The sequence below is a fragment of the Ralstonia sp. Ralssp110 genome (assembly GCF_047325135.1).
In the GTDB taxonomy this organism is placed as follows: Bacteria; Pseudomonadota; Gammaproteobacteria; order Burkholderiales; family Burkholderiaceae; genus Ralstonia; species Ralstonia mojiangensis.
Map to the genome: position 1 here is coordinate 857,524 of NZ_CP168609.1, position 23,487 is coordinate 881,010.

General features: G+C 63.4%; 17 protein-coding genes. 6 read left to right on the forward strand and 11 right to left on the reverse strand.

Annotation, left to right across the window (positions count from 1 at the left end; genetic code table 11):
- Position 1: 1 nt before the first annotated feature.
- Together ACEN9T_RS04530 and ACEN9T_RS04535 are read right to left on the reverse strand one after the other, a co-directional pair.
- Positions 2 to 292, reverse strand: a complete 291-nt coding sequence (locus ACEN9T_RS04530; RefSeq protein WP_009240021.1) for an H-NS family nucleoid-associated regulatory protein — start codon at positions 290 to 292, stop codon at positions 2 to 4.
- Between the two features lie 118 nt (positions 293 to 410).
- On the reverse strand, positions 411 to 716 hold the full coding sequence (locus tag ACEN9T_RS04535) for a hypothetical protein (protein ID WP_139219352.1): 306 nt from the start codon (positions 714 to 716) through the stop codon (positions 411 to 413).
- A 37-nt stretch (positions 717 to 753) separates the two neighbouring features.
- Here ACEN9T_RS04535 and ACEN9T_RS04540 point away from each other — a divergent pair, with 37 nt between their 5' ends.
- Together ACEN9T_RS04540 and ACEN9T_RS04545 are read left to right on the forward strand one after the other, a co-directional pair.
- Positions 754 to 1,113, forward strand: a complete 360-nt coding sequence (locus ACEN9T_RS04540; RefSeq protein WP_413706554.1) for a hypothetical protein — start codon at positions 754 to 756, stop codon at positions 1,111 to 1,113.
- 139 nt (positions 1,114 to 1,252) lie between these two features.
- Positions 1,253 to 3,922 carry a putative bifunctional diguanylate cyclase/phosphodiesterase gene (locus tag ACEN9T_RS04545; protein ID WP_413706555.1) on the forward strand — a complete coding sequence of 890 codons (2,670 nt, stop codon included), beginning with the start codon at positions 1,253 to 1,255 and terminating at the stop codon, positions 3,920 to 3,922.
- 67 nt (positions 3,923 to 3,989) lie between these two features.
- On the opposite strand, the gene ACEN9T_RS04550 is transcribed toward ACEN9T_RS04545, so the two are convergent.
- The 4 genes from ACEN9T_RS04550 to ACEN9T_RS04565 form a co-directional block, all read right to left on the reverse strand.
- Positions 3,990 to 4,193, reverse strand: coding sequence for a hypothetical protein (locus ACEN9T_RS04550; RefSeq protein ID WP_009277078.1), 204 nt, complete (start codon positions 4,191 to 4,193; stop codon positions 3,990 to 3,992).
- 504 nt (positions 4,194 to 4,697) lie between these two features.
- The gene (locus tag ACEN9T_RS04555; RefSeq protein WP_413706556.1) at positions 4,698 to 5,336 is read right to left on the reverse strand and encodes a TetR/AcrR family transcriptional regulator; all 639 of its coding nucleotides are present in this window, start codon (positions 5,334 to 5,336) and stop codon (positions 4,698 to 4,700) included.
- 96 nt (positions 5,337 to 5,432) lie between these two features.
- Positions 5,433 to 7,916 (reverse strand): flavin-containing monooxygenase, encoded by a 2,484-nt coding sequence (locus ACEN9T_RS04560; protein WP_413706557.1) that lies wholly within the window; start codon positions 7,914 to 7,916, stop codon positions 5,433 to 5,435.
- Entirely contained in the window at positions 7,903 to 9,585 is a 1,683-nt protein-coding gene (locus ACEN9T_RS04565) for a GMC family oxidoreductase (protein ID WP_413706558.1), read from the reverse strand. Before ACEN9T_RS04565 ends, ACEN9T_RS04560 begins: the two co-directional genes overlap by 14 nt.
- A 251-nt stretch (positions 9,586 to 9,836) precedes the next feature.
- Between ACEN9T_RS04565 and ACEN9T_RS04570 the strand changes: the two genes are divergently transcribed.
- Positions 9,837 to 10,883 carry an AraC family transcriptional regulator gene (locus tag ACEN9T_RS04570; protein ID WP_413706559.1) on the forward strand — a complete coding sequence of 349 codons (1,047 nt, stop codon included), beginning with the start codon at positions 9,837 to 9,839 and terminating at the stop codon, positions 10,881 to 10,883.
- Positions 10,884 to 10,952: 69 nt separating this feature from the next.
- On the opposite strand, the gene cysC is transcribed toward ACEN9T_RS04570, so the two are convergent.
- The 5 genes from cysC to ACEN9T_RS04595 form a co-directional block, all read right to left on the reverse strand.
- The gene (gene cysC, locus ACEN9T_RS04575; RefSeq protein WP_413706560.1) at positions 10,953 to 11,510 is read right to left on the reverse strand and encodes an adenylyl-sulfate kinase; all 558 of its coding nucleotides are present in this window, start codon (positions 11,508 to 11,510) and stop codon (positions 10,953 to 10,955) included.
- A gap of 10 nt (positions 11,511 to 11,520) precedes the next feature.
- Positions 11,521 to 12,387 (reverse strand): alpha/beta hydrolase, encoded by an 867-nt coding sequence (locus ACEN9T_RS04580; RefSeq protein WP_413706561.1) that lies wholly within the window; start codon positions 12,385 to 12,387, stop codon positions 11,521 to 11,523.
- A complete protein-coding gene (locus ACEN9T_RS04585; RefSeq protein ID WP_413706562.1) occupies positions 12,384 to 13,547 on the reverse strand; it encodes a glycosyltransferase family 9 protein in 1,164 nt (387 codons plus the stop codon). Before ACEN9T_RS04585 ends, ACEN9T_RS04580 begins: the two co-directional genes overlap by 4 nt.
- Entirely contained in the window at positions 13,544 to 15,631 is a 2,088-nt protein-coding gene (locus ACEN9T_RS04590) for a sulfotransferase (protein WP_413706563.1), read from the reverse strand. Before ACEN9T_RS04590 ends, ACEN9T_RS04585 begins: the two co-directional genes overlap by 4 nt.
- Positions 15,632 to 15,963: 332 nt before the next feature.
- A complete protein-coding gene (locus ACEN9T_RS04595; RefSeq protein ID WP_413706564.1) occupies positions 15,964 to 19,242 on the reverse strand; it encodes an autotransporter domain-containing protein in 3,279 nt (1,092 codons plus the stop codon).
- Positions 19,243 to 19,739: 497 nt separating this feature from the next.
- On the opposite strand from ACEN9T_RS04595, the gene ACEN9T_RS04600 reads away from it, so the two are divergent.
- From ACEN9T_RS04600 to ACEN9T_RS04610, 3 genes are all read left to right on the forward strand, one after another.
- Positions 19,740 to 20,921 (forward strand): glycosyltransferase, encoded by a 1,182-nt coding sequence (locus tag ACEN9T_RS04600; RefSeq protein ID WP_413706565.1) that lies wholly within the window; start codon positions 19,740 to 19,742, stop codon positions 20,919 to 20,921.
- Positions 20,922 to 21,170: 249 nt separating this feature from the next.
- Entirely contained in the window at positions 21,171 to 22,241 is a 1,071-nt protein-coding gene (locus ACEN9T_RS04605) for a helix-turn-helix domain-containing protein (RefSeq protein WP_413706566.1), read from the forward strand.
- Positions 22,242 to 22,423: 182 nt separating this feature from the next.
- A complete protein-coding gene (locus tag ACEN9T_RS04610) occupies positions 22,424 to 23,485 on the forward strand; it encodes an AraC family transcriptional regulator (protein WP_092971036.1) in 1,062 nt (353 codons plus the stop codon).
- Positions 23,486 to 23,487 lie beyond the last annotated feature (2 nt).

Here is a 23,487-nt window from a genome sequence, read left to right on the forward strand (position 1 = left end):
ATCAGGCGATCAGGAATTTATCGCGGTTCTTGCCAATCCAGGCCGGAGCACGGCCGCGGCCGGACCACGTTGCACCCGTCTTCGGGTCACGATACTTGGCCGGCACCGGCGCCTTCGCACCGGCACGGCGGCCGCGACGCTGAGCCAAGCCCAGGTCTTCAGCCGTCAGGCCATATTCGGCAACCGTCTGGCGCACTTGCTGGATCACCGCTTCCAGTTCCTTGGCGCGCGCAGTTTCGATCTGCTCTTCCAGTTTGGCCTTTTGTGCAATCAATTCCTTGTATGTCGCCATATGCGCTCCCAATAAATTCTGGTGTGAAGTCTGGTGTGGATCAGATATTAGATCAATTGTATTCATAACTGAAATCAAATTTCAACGTTTTTGATCGTTCCCCTTCAAACGGCTCCACTCAGCAAGGAATCAACTCGTGGCACACCGGATGCTCAGTTTCAACCGGAAAACCGGATTGACGCATCGGATTAGCGTACGCGATCATGCAAAGCCGCAGGCTGGTATCGCGCTGCATTTCAGTGCCACCACCATAGCAAGCGCAGCCGGGTCCCGCAATTCCGGCTTTTGCCGCAAGCAGCAATCCGCAGCAGTACAGCAAACGCAATATCAACTCATACGCAGGCCGCAGCGTGCGCGTCTGCCATGCAACGCGATTGGATCCGCCATGGCATGCCCATTCGGGTTTGTCAGTAAATCGATTCAAAGCACCACCCTCATGGTTGCAGTTGGACGAGACAACAATGAATACGCCCTTGCCGCGTCGTTTTTACTATCTGCCTTTGCTTGTTGGCGTACTGGCAGGCATCCTCTTTGCCGCCGCGACCTTTTTCTTTCCCGAACGTTCAGTCGAACGGATCAGCGCTTATTTCATCCTGACAATGGGAACATGCGTTTTGATGTGTGCAATCGGGTTGGCACTGACGCATTGCTGGATAGATCAGCATTTCGCCACGCAGCAAGGTAGAAATGGCGTGGATACTGAAATAGGACCAGCGCCCTCAGCCCAGCCGCAGCAAGCCGTTTTGAAACCCGCAACCCATAAGAACAACAGCGGGGCCGACAAAGCGAATCCGGAATGTGTTGTATCGACCACAAACTAGACTTTGCGCCGCGCACGAGTTTTGCGCATCATGAACAGCACTGCCCCCGACTTCCGGTAGACGGCGCGTTCTTATTGCGCGCCTCCGAAGTCCACGCTTAATGAGAGAGGACGGGCGATACCTCAGGTTGGAGCGCGGGATGCCAGACGAAATTTCCTACCCGTTGTCGGCGCAGAGCCTTCCGGTTCCGCTCTATGTGGTGCTCGAAGGCCGCATCGTCTTTGCCAATGCGGCGGGCGTCTGCATGGTGCGGGCGCTGTCGGCCGATCAACTGCTTGGCGAGCCCTTCTCGCGCTTCTTCCAGGACATGCCCACGTGGCTGGAGACGCATACCGGCGAAGACGCCGATGTAAGCCAGCCCGATGCTGGGGCCATATCGCCAGCACAACTTGTCTCAGCCCTTTCCGCAGGCGATTCCAACGAGGTGGTCAGCGTTCGGCTGACGGTCACGCCGACCCGCTTTGACGGGCTGCCGGCGCAGCAGGTTGTCGTGCACGGATTGCCGCTGCCGCTCGATGCGCAGCTGCCTGGCAAGGCCGGCGAACGCGTGCTGAGCGCCGAGGCCATTGGTGCAGCGCTGCCGCACGAGCATCTCGATCATCTGCTTTCCACGCTGCCGTCCGCCGCGTCGCTGGGCGAGCGGTTGCATGCCGCGCTGCGGGCGCTGGAAGCGGCCTTGCCGTCGGCGCTGTGCGTGGTGGTGCGCGTCGTCTCGGGGCGCGCGAGGCTCTATGGCACGCAGCGTGCCCGGGCCAAGTTGGCATTGCGCGACGATCACGCAGCGCACCTGCCCACCGCAGCACAGGGTGAGTTCGATATCGAACTGGCCCGCATCGCACCGCTGCTCAATGAGCTGGCGCCCATCGAACTGATTCGCGAAACCAATGCGCCCGCGGCTTTGCGCGAAGCGGTCGTCCGCGTGTTGGATACCGCGCAGCCGACATGGCTGTGCCGCATCCCGGCCCAGCATGGCGGCATGGCCGTCGCCGATGATCTGCTCTGCCTCTTCTTCCCAACTGCCAACCCGCCCGACGACTCAACGTTGCGCGCGGAGTGCGGCCGCTACATCGCCGCGTTGGTCAAGCTGCTGCGCCTGGAGAATGAATATCGCCAGGCCCGCGAGCTGCGCGATCAGTACCGGCTGGTCGTCAATCATTTGAGCGAGGGCGTGCTGACGCTGTCCACCGATGGCCGCGTGCTGTCGTACAACCGCAGCGCGGCCGAGATTCTGCGCATGTCCGGCGCATCATGGAAAGGCCGCCCCCGTGTGGCACTGAACGACATGATGCTGGGCGAAGACGGCGCCATCCTGCCGCGCGCCGCATGGCCCTCCACGCTGGCCGCCCGCACGGGGCGCGCAATCAGCAACGTCGTTGTGGGTGTGCCGGCCGGCAATGGGCAGATCGTGTGGCTGCGTGAATCGGTGTTGCCGATGTTCTCACCGGACAGTGCCTCACCGCATGCGGTGCTGGTCATCTTTGCCGATATCACGGCCGAGCGCTCCGCTTACGAGCAACTTCGTCTGCTGGAGACCAAAGATTCGCTCACGGGTCTGCCCAATCGGGCGGCGTTCATCGAGCGGCTCGATGCGCGGCTGACGCTGCCGTCCACGGGCGAATCCGCGCTGCTGTATATCGGGCTCGACCACTTCAAAACCGTGAACGAGGCGATGGGGCACCACGTGGGCAACCAGGTGCTCAACATGGCGGCGCAGCGCATCCGCAGCCAGGCGGGCCAGCGCGCCTTGCTGGCACGCCTGGGGGGCGATCAGTTCTGCGTGGCCATCGATGATCCGAGCGCCGCCGACACACTCGCGCAACAGGTGCTCAACGCGCTGGCCCGCCCGTTTACCGGCGGCGAGCGCGAGGTGCATCTGTCAGCCAGCATTGGCGTAGCGGCCTACCCGGAAGATGGCGCCGATGCGGCTTCGCTGGTCAGCCATGCTGAAGCCGCCATGTACCGCGCCAAGGAAAGCGGCCGCAACCGCATCACCCGGTATTCGCGCACGCTGGAAACACAGATGCTGCGCCGCTTCACACTCAACGAGCGCATGCGGCGTGCGCTCGGGCGCGGTCAGGTGCGGCTGGTGTATCAGCCCAAGTACGCGCTGGACTCTGGCGAACTGGTGGCGGTCGAGGCGCTGATGCGGTGGTCCGACCCCGAGCTGGGCGCGGTGTCGCCCACCGAGTTCATCGACGTGGCGGAAGAGTCGGGCTACATCCTCGAACTTGGCCGCTGGGCGCTCATGCAAGCCTGCGCGCAGGGCGAGGCATGGGCGCGCAAATTCGGCTTCACGGGGCGTATGGCGGTGAATGTGTCCGCGCGGCAGTGCGATGCCGGCGTGATCGAGCGCGACGTCGACGAGGCGCTCAAGGCGTCGGGCATGGCGCCGGGCCGGCTGGAGCTGGAGTTGACGGAAAGCGTGCTGCTGGCCGACCGGCAATCGACACAGCGTTTGCTGATGAGTCTGGCCGCGCGGGGCGTGCGCATCTCGCTCGATGATTTCGGCATCGGGTTCTCGTCGCTGTCATACCTGCGCAGCTTGCCGATCCACAACATCAAGATCGATCGATCGTTCATCAGCGGCGTACCCGGGGTGGCCGACTGCGTGGCGCTCACCAAGACCATCATCGCGATGGCCCGCGCACTGAACATGACGGTCACGGCCGAGGGTGTGGAGACCCCAGAGCAATCGGCTTTCTTGTCTGCACATGCGTGCGACGAGGTGCAGGGTTTCCTGTTTGGGCGGCCGCTGGAAGTGTCGGCGCTGGAAGAGTTGCTGCGCAGTCGAAGCCGCGCACAGGCATAAAAAAACGGACCCAAAGTTTTAACCTCGGGTCCGTTTCTTTTAGGTCGACGCTAGTGTCGAACGGAAATCAACGCGTCGATACGTTGCCCACCAGGCCGCCCAATGCGGCACCACCAAGCGTGGCACCCGGACCACCAATCAAAGCAGCGCCGGCTAACCCGCCCACACCCGCGCCAATAGCGGTATTGCGTTGACGTGCCGTCATGTCGGCACAGCCGGTTGCCGTCAGCAGCGTGGCACCGGCCAGCAGAATCGTCAGTACCCGAACCATGTTCTTCTCCTTGAATGCGTCGGTCGCGATCAAGCCATCGCGTAACGAAAGTCTGGGCAACGGGCGTTCGACTTGCTGTTTCAAGTTGTAATCAATCGTTGCAATGTGCTGGCCATCCTCGCCGACAAGTCCGTGCCACATTCGCGAGCAGCGCCGATCCAAACCCGTCGCCACGCGGGTCGGGTGGTGTTTCCCACAGACTTATCCACATGTTCTGTGCATAACCCGCCTCGCCCGCCGAGACCCAAGTCACAAAAGGGCTTGACGGGTTTCGGCAAACGTGCAGATCACATAAAACGTGTGCGTGCAGGGCAAGTTATCCACATCGACGGGCGCTGTTACATCGTGCAACAAACCCTTGTGCGTCAAGCGCTTGCGCGAGGTTCTGCAAGCGGTGTGCGCATTGCTGTGGACAAGTCGCACCACCCTCAAAAACGGCTGAAGCGCTCGATCAGTTCGAACCCAGGGCGCTAGGACTACACGCGCAATATCAGGCCGCTTCGATCATGCCGGTAAGACTGACGCTTCGACTTCTCGCGGGCGCCGTGCACAGTCCAACGCTGCTGCGCAGGCGTCGTCCGACGGTGTCTCTAGAAACGGCCGCAACAATGCCAGTATCTGGTCGCGTACCTTGTGAACCGCATGCGTCGTAGGATTCCGGTCATTGAGCTGCCTGGCGTTGTGCAGAAACTGGAACGAAGGCCAATACGTCGCCACGATGACCGCACAGCGGCAAGCAGTTTCCAGTTGAGCCAGGCGCGGCCCGCCCTGATGCTCAGATCGGTCTACGCAGAGCGCGGTGCTCAGAGCATGCACGCTTTGGTCGACCAGTTCCTTGAACCCTTGCTCAAGCGTCCGGCTTGATGCAATCAGCCCATTCATGTCCCGGTAAAGAAACCGGTATTCCCAGACGCACTCGAGCACCTTGAGAAGGCGTTCGGATAGGCGCTCGCCCGACAGGGCGCCGCCCGGACGACCACGGAGTTGCGCCTGCATGTCGCGTTTGAAGTAGTCGAAGAGATGCATCACGACCGCTTGCTTGCCGCGAAAGTAGTAGTAAAAATGGCCGGGGCTCATGTCGAGCCCCGCACAGAGGCCGGTGGTCGTGACGCTTGCCACGCCGACCTCGTTAAAGGTCTTCAAGGCGTAAGCCACGATCCGCTCGCGTGTTTGACTTGCTTGGTCGCCGCAGATCGGTGCGCCGTGTGGCGGTTTCGGTGTGATACGCCTCATGCCTGGTCATCCAAGCGGCGGCACGTCGGCACGTGCGACGCTTGCCCCGCTCGCTATCCGCTCGCGGGCAAAATCGGCAAGCGTGCGCAGTGCCTCAACCGCGGAGCGTAGATAAAACGATTGAAGGTGGAAGACATGCCAACGCGCAGCGTGAACCTCAATGCGGCACGGCACGTCGCAGCTCGTAGCGTGCTCTGCCAGCCGGGTGGCATCCGATCGCAGCACTTCGTGCTCGCCAACCTGGATCAACATGGGCGGCAGTCCACGTAAGTCGACCTCGAGCGGCGTGTGCTCAGCGGCTCCGGCGGGTGCCTGGTACCAGCGCAGCCCTTGTTCGAGCCAGCCGCGGCGGATCATTGGATCGTGGGTCCGCTCAGACACCAGCGTGTCGCCGCTCAACGTGGCATCGGTCACGGGTGAGATCAGCAGCAGGCATGCAGGAGCGGTATCGCCGCGCTCCCGCAATGCAAGCGCCAGGGCCAGGGCCAGTGCGCCTCCGGCAGAGTCGCCCGCGACGACGATCTTCTCTGCCGCATAGCCCTGGCTGCGCAGCGCGTCGTAGCACGCCAGTGCATCGTGCAGCGCGGCAGGGTAAGGGTGCTCGGGCGCAAGCCGGTAGTTGGGCACGCAGATCGGCATGCCAGATTCCACCGCCAGGCGGGTCGTAATGCTGCGGTGCGTGCCCGAGCCTCCGAGGCAGAAGGCACCTCCGTGCAGGTAGAGCATGGCGCCGTCGGTCTCGCCACGTTTGGGCGCCACCACTTCAACCGGCACGTCGCCGACCAAGTCCCGGTAGCGGATCACTCCGATCACGCCCGGCATGAGCGGAGACAGCACGCGCACGACGCTGCGCTGAACGGCAGCACCGAAAGGCGGCCCGATGAGCGAGCGAAAACCGATACGCAGGAAGTTGCGCAGGAACCATGCATTGGCCGCTTCCCACCACCCTTGCGGTTCGGCCACGGCAACGCCGGCGGTCAAGCCCACCGATCCTGGCAGCGCTCGCGTCAGGCGGTATGCCTGCAGGCTCGAAAACCGGGTCAGCCAGCGGTAGGTCAACGTGAAGCCAGGCCAATTGGTGCTGTTGTGGCCGCTTGCATCCACGTACCAGCTCTTGCACCCGCTCCAGACGGTTTTCGCCAGGCGCTGCTGAATATGCGCATTGAAACGCCGGTAGCGTCGCGCATCCGTTTCGATGCTGGTCGTATGGGTTGCTGTCATCGCTTTGCAGCAGCGGATGACGTGGGCGATCTGGCTCTCCAGCATGTAGACGATGGAGTTATGCCCAAGATTCGTGTTCGGGCCGTACAGCATGAAGAAGTTGGGAAAGCCCGGTACGGTCAAGCCCAGGTATGCCTCAGCACCGCGTCGCCAGGCATCGTTCAGGTCCAGGCCCGCGCGTCCGGTAATCCGCATGGGCGAAAGGAATTCAGTGGCGGCAAAACCTGTGCCGTAGATGATGGCGTCGACCTGGTGGCGCGTGCCGTCAATGGTTTCGATGCCGCCTGGGGTCACCCTGCGGATGCCTTCGGTCACCAGGTGAACGTTGGGCTTGCTCATGGCCGCGAGGTATTCGCTTGAGAGCAGGATGCGCTTGCAGCCGATCGGATAGTCGGGCTGGAGCTTGGCGCGCAGCGCGGCGTCAGGAACCTGCTTTGAGAGCAGTCGCCGGAAGGGCACGCCCACCGCCAGTTGCATGAGCCCCTTGAAGCGCGTGAACGCCAGCGCGCGAGACTCATAGCGCGCGTAGATCATCGCGCGGTGCAGCTTCATCGCCCATGGCAGCGCCCGGAACACTGCCTTCTCCCAGGGCCGATAAGCGCGATCAGGGCGAGGCATGATGTAGGCCGGCGAGCGCTGGAAGACCGTGAGTTGCTGCACGGTATCCGCGATGGCCGGCACGAACTGGATGGCCGATGCGCCCGTTCCCACCACCGCCACGCGCTTGCCTGAGAGCGCATAGCCGTGATCCCAGTGCGCGGAGTGGAAGGTGTGCCCCTTGAAGGTTTCCATGCCCGGCAATTGCGGGAAGGCGGGGCGGCTCAACTGCCCAGTGCCGCTGATGAGCAGCGTGGCGCTGAGCGTTGTCCCATCCTGTAGCGTGACCTGCCAGACCGAATGCTGTTCGTCATACTTCGCACGCGCGACTTCCGCGCCGAATCTGATGTGCGGCTCGACGGCGTATTTGCGCGCGCAATGCTGCAGGTACGCGTGGATTTCCGCTTGGGGCGCAAAGATGCGCGACCAGTTCGGGTTGGGCTCGAAAGAGAAGGAATACAGGTGTGAGGGCACGTCGCACGCCGCCCCCGGATAACTGTTGTCGCGCCAGACACCGCCAACGTCATGTGACCGCTCCAGGATGACGAAGTCGTGCAGCCCGGCCCGCTTGAGCGCCACGGCCATGCCAATGCCGGCAAAGCCCGATCCGATGATGATGGCTGCGTGCGGTGTTGCCGCGTCGGAAGAGCGGTTGGGGTTAGCTGAAAGCATGGCTGCTTTCCTCCAAGGCATTGAATTGGGACTGCGCGGGCACGGAGACCGCTTCGCGTGGCGCTGGCTGGACCCGGCTGCGGCCCCGCATCATGTCGACCGCCTTCTCGGCAATCATGATCGTTGGCGCGTTGGTGTTGCCGCCGATGAGCGTGGGCATGACAGAAGCATCAACAATGCGTAGACCCTCCAGACCTCGCACGCGCAGTTGAGCGTCCACGACGGCGTGCGGGTCGTTGCCCATCCGGCATGTGCCGACCGGGTGGTAGACGGTGTCGGTGCGCTGCCGCAGGACCTCGCGAATCTCGTCGTCGGTGCTCACGTTGGCGGTGAACACATCCTTCGTGATCCATTCAGCCAGCGCCGGTGCCTGCATCAGCCTGCGCGTGAGTTTGAAGCCCGCCACCATGTCTTCGAGATCCTGCGGATCCTGAAAGAACGCGGGGTCGATCTGCGGCGCGTCCTGGGGGTTGTTGCTCTGCAGGGTGACGGAGCCGCGGCTGCGCGGACGCAGCAGGCAGACATGGCAAGACAGCCCATGACCCAGATGAAACGACCGCGCATGGTCGTCCACCAGCGCGACGACAAAATGGAGCTGGACGTCGGGCATCGCGAGCCCGGCACGGGTCTTGAGAAAGCCGCCGCCTTCGGCAAAGTTTGACGTGAGCGCGCCTCGCCGTTCCTGGCGGAATCGTCGGATCTCTTTCAGCATGCGCAGGCCGCCACCGAGCGACACGCCCATCGTGTCGAGGCTGCGCGCCCGGTAACCGAAGATGAAGTCCGGATGGTCTTGCAAGTTCTTGCCCACCCCCGGCAGATGCGCGCGCGTCTGAATACCGAAGCGATCCAGTTCATCAGAAGGGCCGATGCCGGAGAGCATCAGCAACTGGGGTGTCTGGAATGCGCCGGCCGCCAGCACCACTTCGCGGCGTGCCCGCACCGTATGAAGCTGGCCGCCTTGCAGCATTTCAACGCCCACGGCCCGCTTGCCCTCGAACAGGATGCGCTGCACTTGGGCATGCGTCTTGACGCTCAGGTTGTCTCGCCGCCCGATGTGCGGCAACAGGTAAGCGCGTGCTGCGCTCCACCGCTCACCGTGCTTTTGCGTCACCTGGTAAATGCCAACGCCTTCCTGTTCTGCACCGTTGAAGTCATCCGTAAGCGGCAATCCCGCTTGGCGTGCGGCTTCCAGGTAGCGTGCTTGGAAAGGGTTGTCGGAGCGCAGGTCGCTGACCCAAAGCGGGCCATCCCGGCCATGCCATGCGTTATCGAGCCACTCGTTGTGCTCGCTGAGCCGAAAATACGGCAGCACGTCTTCATAGGACCAACCGACATTGCCGCGCGCGGCCCAGTCGTCGTAGTCATTGCGATGCCCGCGTATGTAGACCATCGCGTTGATCGCCGATGAACCACCCAATGCCTTGCCACGCGGTTGATATCCCCTGCGGCCGCCAAGCCCGGGCTGAGGCACGGTCTCGAATGCCCAGTTGTTGAGCTTGGTCGGCAGCATCGCAACGGCGCCGGTCGGGATATTGATGACGGGTGCACTCCCGCCACCGCCTGCCTCCAAAACGCAGACCGTCACCGCCGGGTCTTCAGTGAGTCGCCCTGCCACGACGCTGCCGGCGGACCCGCCGCCCACAATGACGTAGTCGAAGATGTTGCCCATGTTGTTGTCTCCACAATGTTTTTTTGAACCAAGCGCTGTAAGCCGCCAGCCGCTTGGCAAGCCGACGTGCAAGGCTGGCGCCACGGGCTCGGGAAGATCTGGGTCTTCCTGGAAGCGGGGGTTGCAAACACCACCGGAGCGGCATATCGGATGCGCTTGATGTTGCTTCCGGCATGGGAAAACACCAATGGCGCGCGGGGACAACTGTTTTAGTATTTGGGCCAAATGGCACGTCCCAAGGGTTTCTCCGTATGCGTTTCTGGGAGTTCACTCGGAGCCCGGCCAGCGCGCGCTTGCTGGTCGATTTCGGGCAGGAGCGTGGGCTTTCGCCGGTAAAGCTGCTGGCCGGCACGCAGCTGTCGCTGGCCCAACTGTCCGACCCGAATGTGGAGCTGACCGCTGCGCAGGAGCTGCGCGTGGTTGGCAACCTGCTGCGCCTGTTGAAGCATCCGCCAGGGCTCGGACTGGAGCTGGGGCTGCGCTACCACTTTTCGGCGTATGGGGTGTGGGGCTACGGCCTGATCAGCAGTGCCACGGCGGGCGATGCCATGGCGTTAGCCCTGCGTTTCCTGCCGCTCACCTACGCATTTACCGTGATCACGTATCACGAAGAAGGCCACCTCGCCGTGCTGAGTTTTGGCGAGCCGGAGCTGGCCGATGAGGTGAAGCGGTTTGTTGTGGAGCGCGACATGGCCGCCGCCGCGATCTTGCTGAAGGAAATCGGAGGAGACGACTTTGCACTCTCTCGTTTTACGCTCAGGGCCAGCCCTCCGCTCACGCGTGGACCTTCTCCGATGCGCCGGAAGCTCTTCGCCGCGGAGCCGGAATATTCAGCGCACGTCAACAGTCTTGCGTTCGACCGATCATTTCTGAGCCGGCCACTGCCACACGCCAACCCCATCACGGCATCGATGTGCGAGCAGATGTGCAGCCGCCTCATAGAAGAGCGGCGCTTACGTGTGGGCACGGCGGCGATAATCCGCCATTACTTGAGCGCAGCGCCAGGCAACACGCTCTCTACGCTAAGCAGCATGGCGCGCCTGATGAACACCAGCGAACGCACGCTCAAGCGTCGGCTGCACGATGAAGGCACAACCTTCAGGGCGTTGCTGGCCGAATCACGCGGCGCGATGGCCGAGGCGCTGCTAAGGGAAGGTGAACTTGCGCTCGGCGAGATCGCGGAGCGGCTTGGCTTCGCCGACTTGTCCACGTTCTCGCAGGCCTTCAGGCGCTGGTACGGCGTGGCGCCCAGCACGTTCCGCAGCCAGGGCTTGTCTATCGACGACGAGACGGATTGAGTTTGACCCTACGCCGGAATCAGCGCCTCACGGCATTGGCGAACTCGTCCGCCAAACAAGGTTGCGCGCCTACGCGAGGCACGCCGGGGGCCTGTCGCTTGCGCTGGTCATCCCAAGCAACGCCAGTGTGGCTGCGACACATGCCTGCGTCGATTGCCAACCGGTATCAATCGACAACGCTGGAGCCAGTGGCGGCTCATAGACATCGCTGATGCCGGTAAAGCTGGAGACCACTCCAGTGCGAGCACTCCTGTATAGCCCCTTTGGGTCACGCGCCTCGCACACGGACAGCGGCGTCGCGACATGCACTTCATGAAAGCGCGACGCACCGACAATCTGCCGGGCACGCTCGCGGTCATCGCGGTAGGGCGAGATCAGGGCGGCAATTGCCCACGTGCCGGTGTTGTTGATCTGCGCACACCATTGCGCCACGCGGCGCACGTTCTCGCTGCGATCGGCCCTGGAGAATCCAAGATCCGGGCAGAGCTGCTTGCGCACGGCATCGCCGTCCAGCACGCGGCACGGCACGCCTTGGGCTGTGAGCGATTCGGCCACGGCCAGGGCCACCGTGGTCTTGCCGGCGGCGCTGAGCCCCGTCAGCCAGAGCGTGGAGGGAATCGGTTGCATGTCGTGCTCCTTAGCGTGCTTTGCAGGCGGGTGCCAACGGCAGCAGCGCCGGCCATTGCCCGGCCCAATCGCCGCTGTGGTCCAGGCCCGGCACGATGTTGGCCTGCGCGCATCGACCACCGGTCGCCCGCACGAAACGCTGCGCCACGTCCGGTGGCACCACGGTGTCGTCTGCGCCGCTGAAATGCAGTTGCGGGACCATTGCCACACGCGGCGCCGCATCGATCGGGTTCAGCGATTCCGGCATCGCCGAGACGTCGTGCAGGCGGTTGACGAACTCTGTATCGAGGTTGCCTGCCACAGTGCGGATGGATGCGATGTCCGCGCGCCGTGCAGCAACCAGCACAGCCACCGCCCCTCCACCTGAATAGCCGACGAGGTGAACGGGCTGGCCAGGCACCTTCGCTGCGAACCGGCTCACGGCCTCGTTCATGGATGCCACGACTTCCGGTGCGAAGCGCTTGCTGGTCCAGTACGGCACAGCACACAGCGGGTTCAACGCCATCGGGGTGAACTGGCAGGGCCGGGCGAGATACACGACGTTTGGTGCCGGGTCCGCTGCAGCCAGGGCAAGAGCGGTGGCCCTGCGCGGGGTCGGATCGGCCGATGGCTCCGTGCGGGAAATCCAGGCCAGGCCATCGCCCTCGATGTAGACAGTGAGCGGCTGGTCTGCACGCGTCATGCGCACGAAAGCGGTCAACACGAAGTGTTCCGTCTTCACTTGCTCACGATGCAGTTGGAACGGCGCCGCCAGCGCATCGGCGTGGGCATCGCGGTCCAGTGTCGTGCAGTCGGACAGCAGGCTGCAAAGCACAACCAGAAGCCCAGCGAACAGCGCCGTCAAAACCTTTGATGTGAGAGGCGACAGAGCTGTCATGCGCGTACGCCCGCGAACTGCGCCAACTCCTGCGCCATGGCACCCATGACGCCGCCCCACTCACCGCGAGACGGCTGGCGGAACAAACGCACGCTCGGGTACCACGGCGTGTCGTTGCGATTGAGCAGCCAGCGCCAGTCCGGCACAAGCGGCAGCATCACCCATGCGGGGCGACCCAGGGCGCCCGCCAGATGCACCGGCGACGAATCCACCGAGATCAGCAGATCGGCCACGGCGAGGATGGCGGCAGTGTCTTCAAAGTCCTGAATCTCGTCGCTGAGCGACACCATCGACATACCGGGCAGCGGCGACGCGGCCTGCTGTGCGGCCGGTCCTTTCTGGATGGCGAGGAACGTGACATCGGGCCGGCAGAGCGGAGCGAGGTCCGTCAGCTTCATCGAGCGATTCGCATCGTTGACGTGTGTGGGGCGCCCGGCCCAGACCAGCGCCACCAGCGGGCGTGGCAACCCGGCCAGGCGCGCCTGCCACTTGGCGACGCGTTGCCGGTCCGCCGACAGATACGGAGTGACGCCAGGCAAATCAGACAGCTTCAGGCCCATCACCATCGGCAGGCTCATCAGCTCACAATGCACGTCGAATGCAGGCGGCAATTGGCCGCGCACCGTCAGTGCATCGAAGCCTTGGTAACGGCTGGCCAGCGATGCGCTTTCCGCGTTCACCTCCAGGATGACGCGTGCGCCGCTGCGCTCCTTTGCCCAGCGCACCATGCGCAGGAACTGGAACGTATCGCCGTAACCCTGCTCGTCATGGATCAACAGCGTCTTGCCGGGGATGGGCCGGCCGTCCCAGCGCGGACGTTGGACTTTGCGCTCAATGGCCGCGGTGTGCGGCATGCCGTAGCGATGGTGGTACTCGCGCCAGCCGCGATCAAAGTCGCCCTGCAGCAGCAGCGTTTCTGCCAAGTTGAAGCGCGCGGTGAGATTGCCGGGCATGTTGGCCACCAGCATCTCTTGAATGGCCTGCGTCTCGGCAATCTTGCCTTGCGGGCGAATCGCGTCCGCCAGCACCTGCCACAAGATCAACGGTCCGGTGCCGGATGCCAGCCATGGCCGCACCAGCGCCTCGGCTTCGTTCAGGCGCCCGTCGGCCAGCAGGGCGCGGCCCTGGCGTTCTATCGTGGCGACATCGACGTCATTCACGGTGCGCTCATCCCGAGTGCGGCGAGCAAGGGGCCCAGATGATCGGCGTACTTCTGCCAGCGCCCCTTGGATGTGGTGTAGATCGGTTGGCGCACCTGGTTGACGCTGGCGGTGCGCACGACGCGGTCATTTGCGTGGAACTGCAGGCAAGCGTCTTCCCAAGGCAGCCCGAGGAAGCTGACCAGGCGTTTTGCCTCGCCTTCCAGGTCATCGACCACGTGCTCGTAGTCCACTTCGATGAATCGATCGGTTGGCAGGACCTGGGCCCAATGGGCCATCAGCTTCTGATAGTCGATGTAGAACGCACCAAGCTCGGCCAAATCGTAGGCGAACGGCTGTTCACCGCCGAATTGCTTGGTGTAGCACGATAGGCACGTGTCCACCGGATTGCGCCGGCAATGGATGATGCGGGCGCCTGGCAGGATCAGCGGAATCAGCCCCGCATAGATGAAATTGCCCGGCATCTTGTCAATCAGGCGTCGCCGCCCTTGTGCCAACGGTTCGGTACGGCTCAGGTAGGTTTGGCCCAGGCGCTGCGCGTCCGCCGGGGTCAGCACCTGCGCGATGTCGGGGAACAGACCGGCGCCCTCCACTATCTGGCGCAGCGCTGAAAGCTCGCCCGCGCCCATGACCTGCGAGTGCGATGACAGGATCTGCTCGACCAGCGTGGTACCAGAGCGCGGCATGCCGATGATGAATACCGGCAGATCAGACTGCGTGCCAGCGGCAGCCAGGCGCTTCATCCGCTCGGCGGTGAAGACTTCAGAGATGCGCTGCATCCATTGCTGGGTCGCCTTGGCATCGTAGGCAAACGTCGCACGCTTGCGCTGGTTTGCGGTATGCAGGTGCACGAAGGCGCGCGGCGCATCGTCTAGGTCGAGATAGGCCTTGCCCAACGCGAAATGCGCCGAGATGCGTTCGTTTATCGGCTTCGGTGCTTCGTTGGCAAGCCAGCCTTCAATGGCCCCAACATCCGGATCGTCAGCACGGAATATCTTAGCCTCGGCGCGAGCCGTGAGCACCCGTATGGAACCGGGATACATCGACAGCGCTCGATCGAAGGCTGCCCGAGCGGCCTCCTTCTGACCGGATTCCATCCAAAGCGTGGCGCTTCCCACCAGCGCCTCTTCGGCCACCGTGCCAGGCAACGTTGCGGCCTGCTCGAAATGCGCGAGCGCCTCATCGGTTTTGCCAAGCGCCTGAAGTACCTGCGCCAGTGCATGATGGGCTTCAGCACTACGCGGCGCCAATGTCGTCGCTTGCTGCGCGCAAGCGAGGGCGTCGTCCAGGCGCTCCAGTTGCGCCAGCGCCTTCGCACGGGCGGTCAAACCGGCGGGATGCTGTGGCGCGAAGGCCTGCAACGCGTCCAGCACCTGCAGCGCCGCGGCATGCCGATGGCGCGTCACCTCCACATCGGCCAGGTTCAAGTAGGCATCGACCAGACGCGGGTTGAGTTCGATGGCCATGCGCGCTTCTGCGGCAGCCTGGTCGTACTGTCCTTGCGCGGTCAGCAGGAAAGCGAGGTTGCTGTACGCCTCGGCATAGTGCGGGTTCAGGGCCAACGCCTGGCGGTAGTGCTGCTCGGCTTGGCCGAGCCTGTCCAACCGTCGATACGTATTGGCCAGATTGTTGTGCGCCTCGGGTGCATCAGGTGTGAGCGTCACGACCCGTTCCAGACATGCGAGGCTCTGCTCCAGCTTGCCTGCCTCCTGCAACAGGATGCCAAGATTGCTCCAGCCCGGAACAAGCGATGGGTCCAGCGCCACCGCGCGTTGGGCAGCTTCCTGACCTTCAGCCAGCATGCCCTTCTGGCGATACATCTCCGCGAGGTTGCTGGAGTAGACGGCGGGTGCACGTGGTGCCATGCAAGCCTGGTGCAGGTGGGCAATGGCCAGATCCAGGTTGCCATAGGCATGCGCCATGAGGCCGAGCAGATGCAGGGCATCGGCCTGGCCCGGCCATGCGGCCAGCACATGCTGGCAATAGATTCCCGCTTCCGCCGCCTGGCCTGCGTTCCAGTGCGCATGTGCACGGTTGAGCGCTTCGGGAATGCTGATTGGATCTGGATTGGACGCGCTCGACATGCGGGACTCCAAGGGCTCACTCGATGAGAGTAGGAGCGTGATCGTACTAGAAGGAAAGGCGTGCCTTCCCGCAAGAAAACGCGCTCTTCGGTACTTCTTTTCTTTGCTTAGAACAACTGGCGCAGACGGCACGCTGCCCGTCTGCGAAACGAACCCTGCCTGCAGCTGATAGCGCGCTCAGTGGGTTATCGAAAAGAGTCGGCGCCCACCGAGCGAGAGCGTTGAAGCAACAGGGTGCTCATTGTTTTATGGGGGCGCATCTACCACCCCATAAAACAATGAGCGCGCTCTCCCTTTCGGGAGGCGCGCCATTGGCACATCACTACAAGTCGTTAGAACAACTGACGCAGTTGAAGACTGCCGGCATGCGACATGTACCCGCTACCCACTTGCAGCGAGTAGCGCGCACTGATGCTCAGGTTGTTCGCACGCAGCAACTTGACACCGGCAGAGAGAACAGCCGAATCCGTCACCGGGCTGGCACCCAACGACGTGAAGCTGGTCTGGCCCGTCGGGTCTGCCGCAAAGCTGGCGTGCGTCTGAGTACGCGTGTTGTTGTACTCATGGCGCCATGCAACCTGCAGTTCCGGCACGAGCGTGCCGTACGAGGTTGCGAGCTCGCGCGAGAGCTTCACGCCAAGGTCGCTGGTGACCGACGTCGTGTGCGACGCGCCCACCGATAGCGCCGCGCCATTGCCACCCGATTCGGTGTAGCCGTTCTGGCGCAGGTAGCCATATGTCAGGCTTGCCAGCGGCGTGACCGTGGCAACAGCCGTGGCGAACGGGTAGCCGGCTTCGGCGCGGGCCACGTACTGCGTACCGCTGAAGCTGCCGTTGGCGTTGCCCGAGAAGCCGGGGAAGTTGACGGCGCGGGTGGTGTCGTAGTGCTGCTGCACGGCGCCGGCCGACAAGTTCGCGTACCACGGGCTGCCCGAGTAGCTGGCGTAGCCCATCAGGCCGAACGAATTCACACGCGTCGAGTTGCCGTCGGTGTCGCCCGTGTTGCTGATCTTGGCGTTGCTGTAGCTGAACACTCCGCCCGCACGCCATGCGTCGCTGACCGCGTGATCGACGCCGAACAGCAGGCCGCCGAAGTTGGCGCTGTAGCCGTCCACCTGATCGCGCTGGCCCTGGTGTGCGTGGCCGCCAAATGCCTGGCCCCACACTCCCCATGCCGGAGCCGCTTCACCGGTCGAAACACCGCTCAGGCCACCGGCCTGGGCAAGGCGCACGTTGTCGGCATGTGTGGAGATGATATTGAGCACATCCAGCGTCGGTGCCAGTGCGGCCTGGGCCGTAGACCCCTGCGACACCGGGTTCAGTTGCTTGCCGGCGTGGTTGGCGGCGTCGCTGCTGCCCAGGTTCAGCGCCATCGAGGCGTTGTACAGGTTCAGCAGGGCCGGATCGCTGATGCCCGTGTACTGCGACAGACCCGTGAGCGCCGCTTGGGCGTTCGGCACAGTCGCCGGGCTGGGGAGCGGTGCAGGCGCGGGAGCCGGAGCAGGTGCCGGCGCAGGTGCCGGCGTGGGGCTCGTGGTCGGGATCAGATCTGCGCTGACCACGGTCACCACCAGATCGCTGCGGCCGTTGGCCGTAACGTTGGCGCCTGTCAGGACACTGTTGTAGCCGCGAATCCCATACCGCAGGGTGCCTTCGTTGTAGTTGGTGCCGGTGCTGGACGCATCAACGATCACATAACGCTGACCCGCCGCAAACGGATACGGATTGACCTGCGCAAACGAAACGGCCGAGCCCGAAGCGATGTTCACCGCGCCCGAAACTACCAGACGGCCATAGCCGGTGTCGCCCGTCAGGGAACCGTTGGCGACCGCACCGGTGTTCACGCCAATCTGCAGCGTACCGGCCGCGCTCTGGTTGTAGGTGCCGAAAACACTGATCGTGTTGTTGACCTGCAGAACCGCGCCCGTGTTGCTCACTGCCACCGCGCCGGTGGAGGTCGGGGCAGCAGAGGCAGCGCTGACGCTGGCTAGGTTAGGGGAGGTCGTCGCGACACCGATGTTGTCGTTCAGCACCAGGTTGCCCGAGCCGAATACGACGCCCCCGTTGGGGCTGACGATCGTGCCGATCGTTCCGCCAAAGCCGGTCAGGGTGCCGAATGTCGTGCCCGTGCCGCCATTGATGGTCAGATCTTGATGGCTCTGGCTCGTAATATTGCCGGCGATCACGCCTGAGTTGGTGATCGGGCCAATCGACCCGGTGCTGTTGATGGCATTGCCGGCGCCGGTGATGGTGCCGCTGTTATCCAGCGCGCCGATCGTTCCGGCGTTGAGAATGCCGGCAACAAAAGGCATGGTGCCCACCGTTCCGCCGCTGATCGTTCCGCGGTTGACCAGCGTGCCGATCGTGCTGGTGTTGTAGAGGCCTGGGGCGCGGCCGCTGATCACACCGCTGTTGGTCAGCGCGTTGATCGTTCCTTGGTTGGTGATACCGACGCCGCCGCCGCTAATGCTGCCGCTATTGGTGAGCGTGCCGATCGAGCCGCCGTTGACAACGCCCGCATTCTGCGGGCCGGTACCCGAGGGGAGGCCAAGAATGGTGCCGCTGTTGTTCAGCGTCTGGATCGTGCCGAAGTTGTTGACACCTGCGACGCTACCGCTAATGACGCCACCCGCGTTGTTGGTCAAGCCGCCGATCGTACCGCCGTAGTTTGCGATGCCAACGGAGTTGCCACCGGTGCCACTGATGGTGCCGCTGTTCGTCAACGTACCGATCGCGGCACCGTTGAGGATGCCGTTCACACCACCTTGGATGGTGCCGCTCCCAGCGTTGTTCAGCGTGGTGATTGCACCGCTGTTGAAGATGCCAAAGCCGCTGCCCGTACCCGCGCCATTGGTGCCGGTTCCGTTATTGCCACCGGTTCCGCTGATGGCGCCGGTGTTGCTGAGCGAGACGATGGTCCCTTGGTTCTGAATGCCGAAGCCGTTGCCGCCGACGCCGCCGGCAGCGCCCGTGCCGCCAGCGCCACCGTTGCCACCCTGGCCACGGATGGTGCCGCCGTTGTTCAGCGTCGTGATCAGCGCACTGTTGATCAGGGCCGTGCCGCTACCGCCAGCGCCGCCTACACCGCCGGGCACGCCAGAACCGCCGGCGCCGCCGTTACCGCCGACGCCCATGATCGTGCCGTTGTTGTTCAGCGTCGTGATGTTGCTTGCCGCCAGGCCAAACGCGTTTTCGCCCCCACTCCCTGGCCCGCCGGGCCCCGGCATTGGCGGCATGGGAGGCGGCATCATGATGCCGCCGGCCTTGCCGTTGCCCCCCGCCTGGCCGATCGCACCGATAACGCCGCCGGCCGCGTTGTTCAACGTATCGATCGAGCCACCGTAAGAGGAAATTCCGGCATTGCTCCCGACGATCGAGCCGCTGTTGCTGAGCGTGCCGAGCGTGCCATCGGTGCCCAGCGCAGTGCCAGCGCTCGAAACGCTGCCGCTGCTGGTGACCGTGTAGTTGCCGGCGCCCCAGAACTGCGAGGTGGTGAGCGCAGTGCTGACAGTCGTATCGGCCGCAGCGATGGCCGGGACCATGCTGGAGAGCGCAGCCGCGATTGCCAGCGCCAAGGTGCTCTGTTTAGGAAACTGATTGCGTTGAGCCATTGTTTTCGTACCTGAGATAGGCGGTTGAACGGCCAATCCGAGCGGCGCCCCGCCACAGGTGTTGAGGCTCAAGGTCTGCCTGTCGGTTTCCCCCGAGCCTCAACACCGTGCGGTTTGCTTGCGTCGAACGACTTCCCCGTTTCGCAATCCGGTACGTTCTGGCAAATGGCGCTGTTATGTTCTGCGCGCCTCTGCAAGCACGTTCTTGGATCAGGCAAACCTGCCGGCTGACTCTGTTTTGATGCGGCACCGGATGCCGCAAGCGAGCGTTTGACCGACAGTCCTGAGCCGCTACCAACTCCCCCCGGACTGCTGACACATGTGTGTCGGGCCCGATAGTGACGATTTTTTTTGGGCCAGTCTTGACCGTGCGTCTCAGTTTTTGGAAAGTTCCGCGCGGCGTAGAAATATCGATAAGATCCGTGCCCATCGCCCGGAACCCTTTGCATGTACCCACGTACTCCCGCGACGCGCACCACCACGCACCAGGACCGTGCATGAGCCGGATCGTTTTTGCGTGGGAACTGGGTGAAAACCACGGGCACCTGTGGCGCCTGCTGCCTATTGCCCTAGCGCTGCAAGCGCGTGGGCACGAGGTGGTGTTCGGGCTGAAATCGATGGCCGCGGCCCAGCGCTATCTGGCGCCTCACGGCATCCGCTGGTTTGCCTGCCCAACGCCAACAAACGTCGCAACGCTGGGCCGCGAGATTGCGACCTACGCCGACATTCTTGCCACCTATGGCGCCACGCAGCCCGATCTGCTGGGGGGCATGGTGCAAGCCTGGCAGCACCTGTATGCCACACTCCAACCGGATCTCGTCGTGATCGACCACGCGCCGCTTGCACTCTTGGCCGCCAAGCGCGCGGGCATCGGCACTGTCCAGGTCGGCACCGGCTTTACCATCCCGCCCACGCTCTCCCCGGCACCGTGTTTTCGCCCCTGGGAGGCGAGTAACGCTGAAGCGCGCGCGCAAACACAGGCCGCCGTGGAGCGCAACATCCAAGCGTTGTTCGATTCGCCACAACCGCTTACGACGTTACTCACCGCCGACCACACCCGACTGTTGACGCTGCCGGAGCTGGACCACTACGCGCCGTTGCGGCCGCCTAGCACCACCTTTCTTGGCCCGGTACCCGAGCCGGACACGGGCGAACTCGTGCAATGGCAGCAACCCGACAAGCCACACGTCTTCGTGTATCTGCAAGTGCAGCCCTGGCTGGATACCGTGCTGACAGCGCTGGAAGCCTCCGGCGCCGAAGTGATTGCGGTCATCCCCGACCTCAGCTGGGAGACGGCAAACCGCCACCGCGGCCTGCGGCTCTATCGGCAGCCCGTCCGGCTGCTCCCCTTGCTTGCCGGCTGCACGCTGGCCATCACCCACGCGGGCCACGGCACGGCATTGAACTGCTTGTTGGCCGGTGTGCCGATGCTGCTGCTCCCGCAGCATATCGAGCAACTGATGATCACCGAGCGCGTAGCCGCCATGGGCGCCGGCCTTGGCATCCTGCCGGCGTATGTGGAGACCGGATTCCACGCGGTGCTCCACGATCTGTTGGGCAACCCCAAATACCGGAACGCGGCGCGCACCATTGCAGTGCGCCACCACAGCGTGCCGCGCGATCGCGCCTTGGAAGAGGTGACGGGATTGATGGAGGACGCGCTGGCGCAGCGCCGTTAGGTGCCGCCAAAAGCGCTGCGGAGTGTTGGTCCCGTGCCTCACCCTTTGTGGGGGAGTGCTGTGTCGCACGCCATTTGTTCGATACAGTCCCGGCGATAAGAAGCGGTGCATGAAAGTCGCATCACAAAAATTATTCACGGGACGGGAACGCTCTTGCATGAAACATTGCCCGCTCGCGGCCGGCGTTGGCCCGCCGTGTGACGCGCCACCACGGCGGACCGATTTCGAGACTCCGCGATGCGCACAGCAATGAACGACGATGCGCTCCATACTGCGCCGCCACTCAGCCGCCTGTTGTTGCCCGAGCAACCGACGCTCGCGCCCGGCATCGTGCACAGCGATTTCAGCGTTCAAGGCGACGCGCGAAAGAGCTTTCTAGCCTGGCAGGAGCGGATGAGCCCCGTCTACGACATACGGCCTCCGGGCAAACAAGCCGAGGATACGTTCAATGCGTCATTGTCCCGCTACACGATCGACAACCTGAGCCTCATCGACTTTCTCACCGCGCCAAATCTGGCCGTGCGATCGCTGGGTCGGGTCTCGACCGAGAGCGTTCGCGATGTCACGTTCAGCATCTTTCTTGAAGGGCCGCCGTCGCAGTTTCTGGGCAACAAGCCGCGCACTGAAGCGCAGCCCAATCCGCGCGTGCCTAGCATCCTCGCGCTGGACATGGATCAGCCCTGCACCATCCGAAGCTTTGAGGGCAGGCTCCTTCTTCTATTTGTGCCGCGCGCGCTGGTGGAACTGTTGTTCCCTGACGCGGCGTCGCTGCATGGCCGCTGGATTCATGCCGCCACCCCGATAACGTGCCTGCTGATCGAGCATGTCATCGCGCTCAGGCGACAAATCGTTGGGCTGAGTAAGGAAGAAGCGCATCAGTCTTTTCTCACGGCGGTGGAGCTGATCCTTGCAGCCTTCGCCCAGCAGGCGGGCTTTGCCGGCAACGCCCGCGCGGCGGTACGCGCTGCCGTCTATGGCAAGGTGCGGCGGCATGTGGAAATGCATCTGCGTGATCCGGGCCTGTCGCCTGAAAGCGTATTGGCATCGCTGCATTTCTCACGCGCCAGCGTCTATCGACTCTTCGAGCATGAAGGTGGCCTGGCCGCGTATATCCGCAATCGCAGGCTGCGGATGGCGGCCGACGAGCTGGTGCGCTTGCCGCATCGGGGCATACAGGACATTGCCTCGGGATTGGGGTTCAACGATGCGTCGAGCTTTACGCGTGCATTCCGTCGCGCGTTTGATATTGCGCCGCGCGAATTGCACGAATATGCACCGTTGCTCCGGCGCGATCACACACAAGAAGCGCGCTTCACATAGGAAGCATCGTCAGTGCGATAAAACGCCGACAAGGTCACTTTGTGCCCACTGTGTTGGTCCTGGGCCTCACCCTTTGGTGGGGGGCGCCGCGCTGCACGCGGTTTCTTCGATACAGTCCCAACCATAAGAAGCAGTACATAAAAGCAGCACTGCAGAATACTCACGGGGCGGAACTCTCTTGCATGGAACAGTGCACGTTCACGGCTGACGTTCGCTCGCCGGGTGAATCTTCCATCGTTCACAGCCACTTCGACGTGCGGACGCAAACGCATCAGCCGCCGTTGCTGGCGTGGCGAGAGAGGGTCGGCCACATCATCGACGTTCTTCCGTCGCGAGCCGATCTTGAAAGGCCGTTTCACGCTGCCATCGATCGCTACAAGATCGACGATCTGATGTTCTCCGATTGCCGGTCCGATGCGATGGCGCTGGACCGCTCGCTCGCGCGCATCTCGACCGACCCGATACGCGACTACGCCTTCCACGTGTTTCTGGAAGGCGGTGTCACTGATCTCGCCGTGCGTTCGTCTTCGTCGCGCAACAACTTGCTGACAGCTGGCAGCATCCTCGCACTGCACATGGGCCAGCCTGTGCGCATGCAACGCAGCGCTTGCCGGGTCGCCACCATCTTTGTGCCGGGCGCACTGGCCGGAGACATTTTTCCCGACCCCGAAGCCCTGCACGGCCGCTTGATCGCGAACACGACGCCGCTTACGCAACTGATCGTCGAGACGGTGACGGCACTCAGTCAGGACATTGCAGACATGAGCGCGCACGCGGCGGGCAACGCCATTCGTGCGAGCACACAACTCATGGTCTCTGCGTTCGGCAAGCAAGCCCAACTGAGCGGCAATGCGCGCGCCGCGGCGCGGGCTGCCATGTTCGGTCGCGTGCGGCGCTACATTCAAGCCCATCTGCGCCAGGAAGACCTGTCGCCAGAGAGCGTGCTGCAGGCGCTACAACTGCCTCGCCAGACGTTGTATCGCCTGTTTCAGCACGAGGGCGGCCTGGGTGCCTACATCCGCCACCTGCGTCTGCGCGAAGCGGCAGGCGAACTGGTCCGCCACCCCAACCTGACCGTGACAGACATCGCGTTCGGGCTTGGCTTCAAGAGTTCGTCCGATTTCACGCGCGCGTTCCGTCGTGCATACGACATGGCACCCCAAGACTTCCGGGCGCTGTCCGGCAAAACGTCTTACGCGCGGCCACAAGTTTCGCGCAACGAGCCGATCGCAGTCAGCACATGAGC

Coding starts and splice junctions, on each gene's coding strand:
- ACEN9T_RS04530 (WP_009240021.1), bottom strand. CDS start 292: ATGGCGACATACAAGGAATTGATTGCACAAAAGGCCAAACTGGAAGAG.
- ACEN9T_RS04540 (WP_413706554.1), top strand. CDS start 754: ATGAATACGCCCTTGCCGCGTCGTTTTTACTATCTGCCTTTGCTTGTT.
- ACEN9T_RS04545 (WP_413706555.1), top strand. CDS start 1,253: ATGCCAGACGAAATTTCCTACCCGTTGTCGGCGCAGAGCCTTCCGGTT.
- ACEN9T_RS04550 (WP_009277078.1), bottom strand. CDS start 4,193: ATGGTTCGGGTACTGACGATTCTGCTGGCCGGTGCCACGCTGCTGACG.
- ACEN9T_RS04560 (WP_413706557.1), bottom strand. CDS start 7,916: ATGCTTTCAGCTAACCCCAACCGCTCTTCCGACGCGGCAACACCGCAC.
- ACEN9T_RS04565 (WP_413706558.1), bottom strand. CDS start 9,585: ATGGGCAACATCTTCGACTACGTCATTGTGGGCGGCGGGTCCGCCGGC.
- ACEN9T_RS04570 (WP_413706559.1), top strand. CDS start 9,837: ATGCGTTTCTGGGAGTTCACTCGGAGCCCGGCCAGCGCGCGCTTGCTG.
- cysC (WP_413706560.1), bottom strand. CDS start 11,510: ATGCAACCGATTCCCTCCACGCTCTGGCTGACGGGGCTCAGCGCCGCC.
- ACEN9T_RS04580 (WP_413706561.1), bottom strand. CDS start 12,387: ATGACAGCTCTGTCGCCTCTCACATCAAAGGTTTTGACGGCGCTGTTC.
- ACEN9T_RS04590 (WP_413706563.1), bottom strand. CDS start 15,631: ATGTCGAGCGCGTCCAATCCAGATCCAATCAGCATTCCCGAAGCGCTC.
- ACEN9T_RS04595 (WP_413706564.1), bottom strand. CDS start 19,242: ATGGCTCAACGCAATCAGTTTCCTAAACAGAGCACCTTGGCGCTGGCA.
- ACEN9T_RS04600 (WP_413706565.1), top strand. CDS start 19,740: ATGAGCCGGATCGTTTTTGCGTGGGAACTGGGTGAAAACCACGGGCAC.
- ACEN9T_RS04605 (WP_413706566.1), top strand. CDS start 21,171: ATGAACGACGATGCGCTCCATACTGCGCCGCCACTCAGCCGCCTGTTG.
- ACEN9T_RS04610 (WP_092971036.1), top strand. CDS start 22,424: ATGGAACAGTGCACGTTCACGGCTGACGTTCGCTCGCCGGGTGAATCT.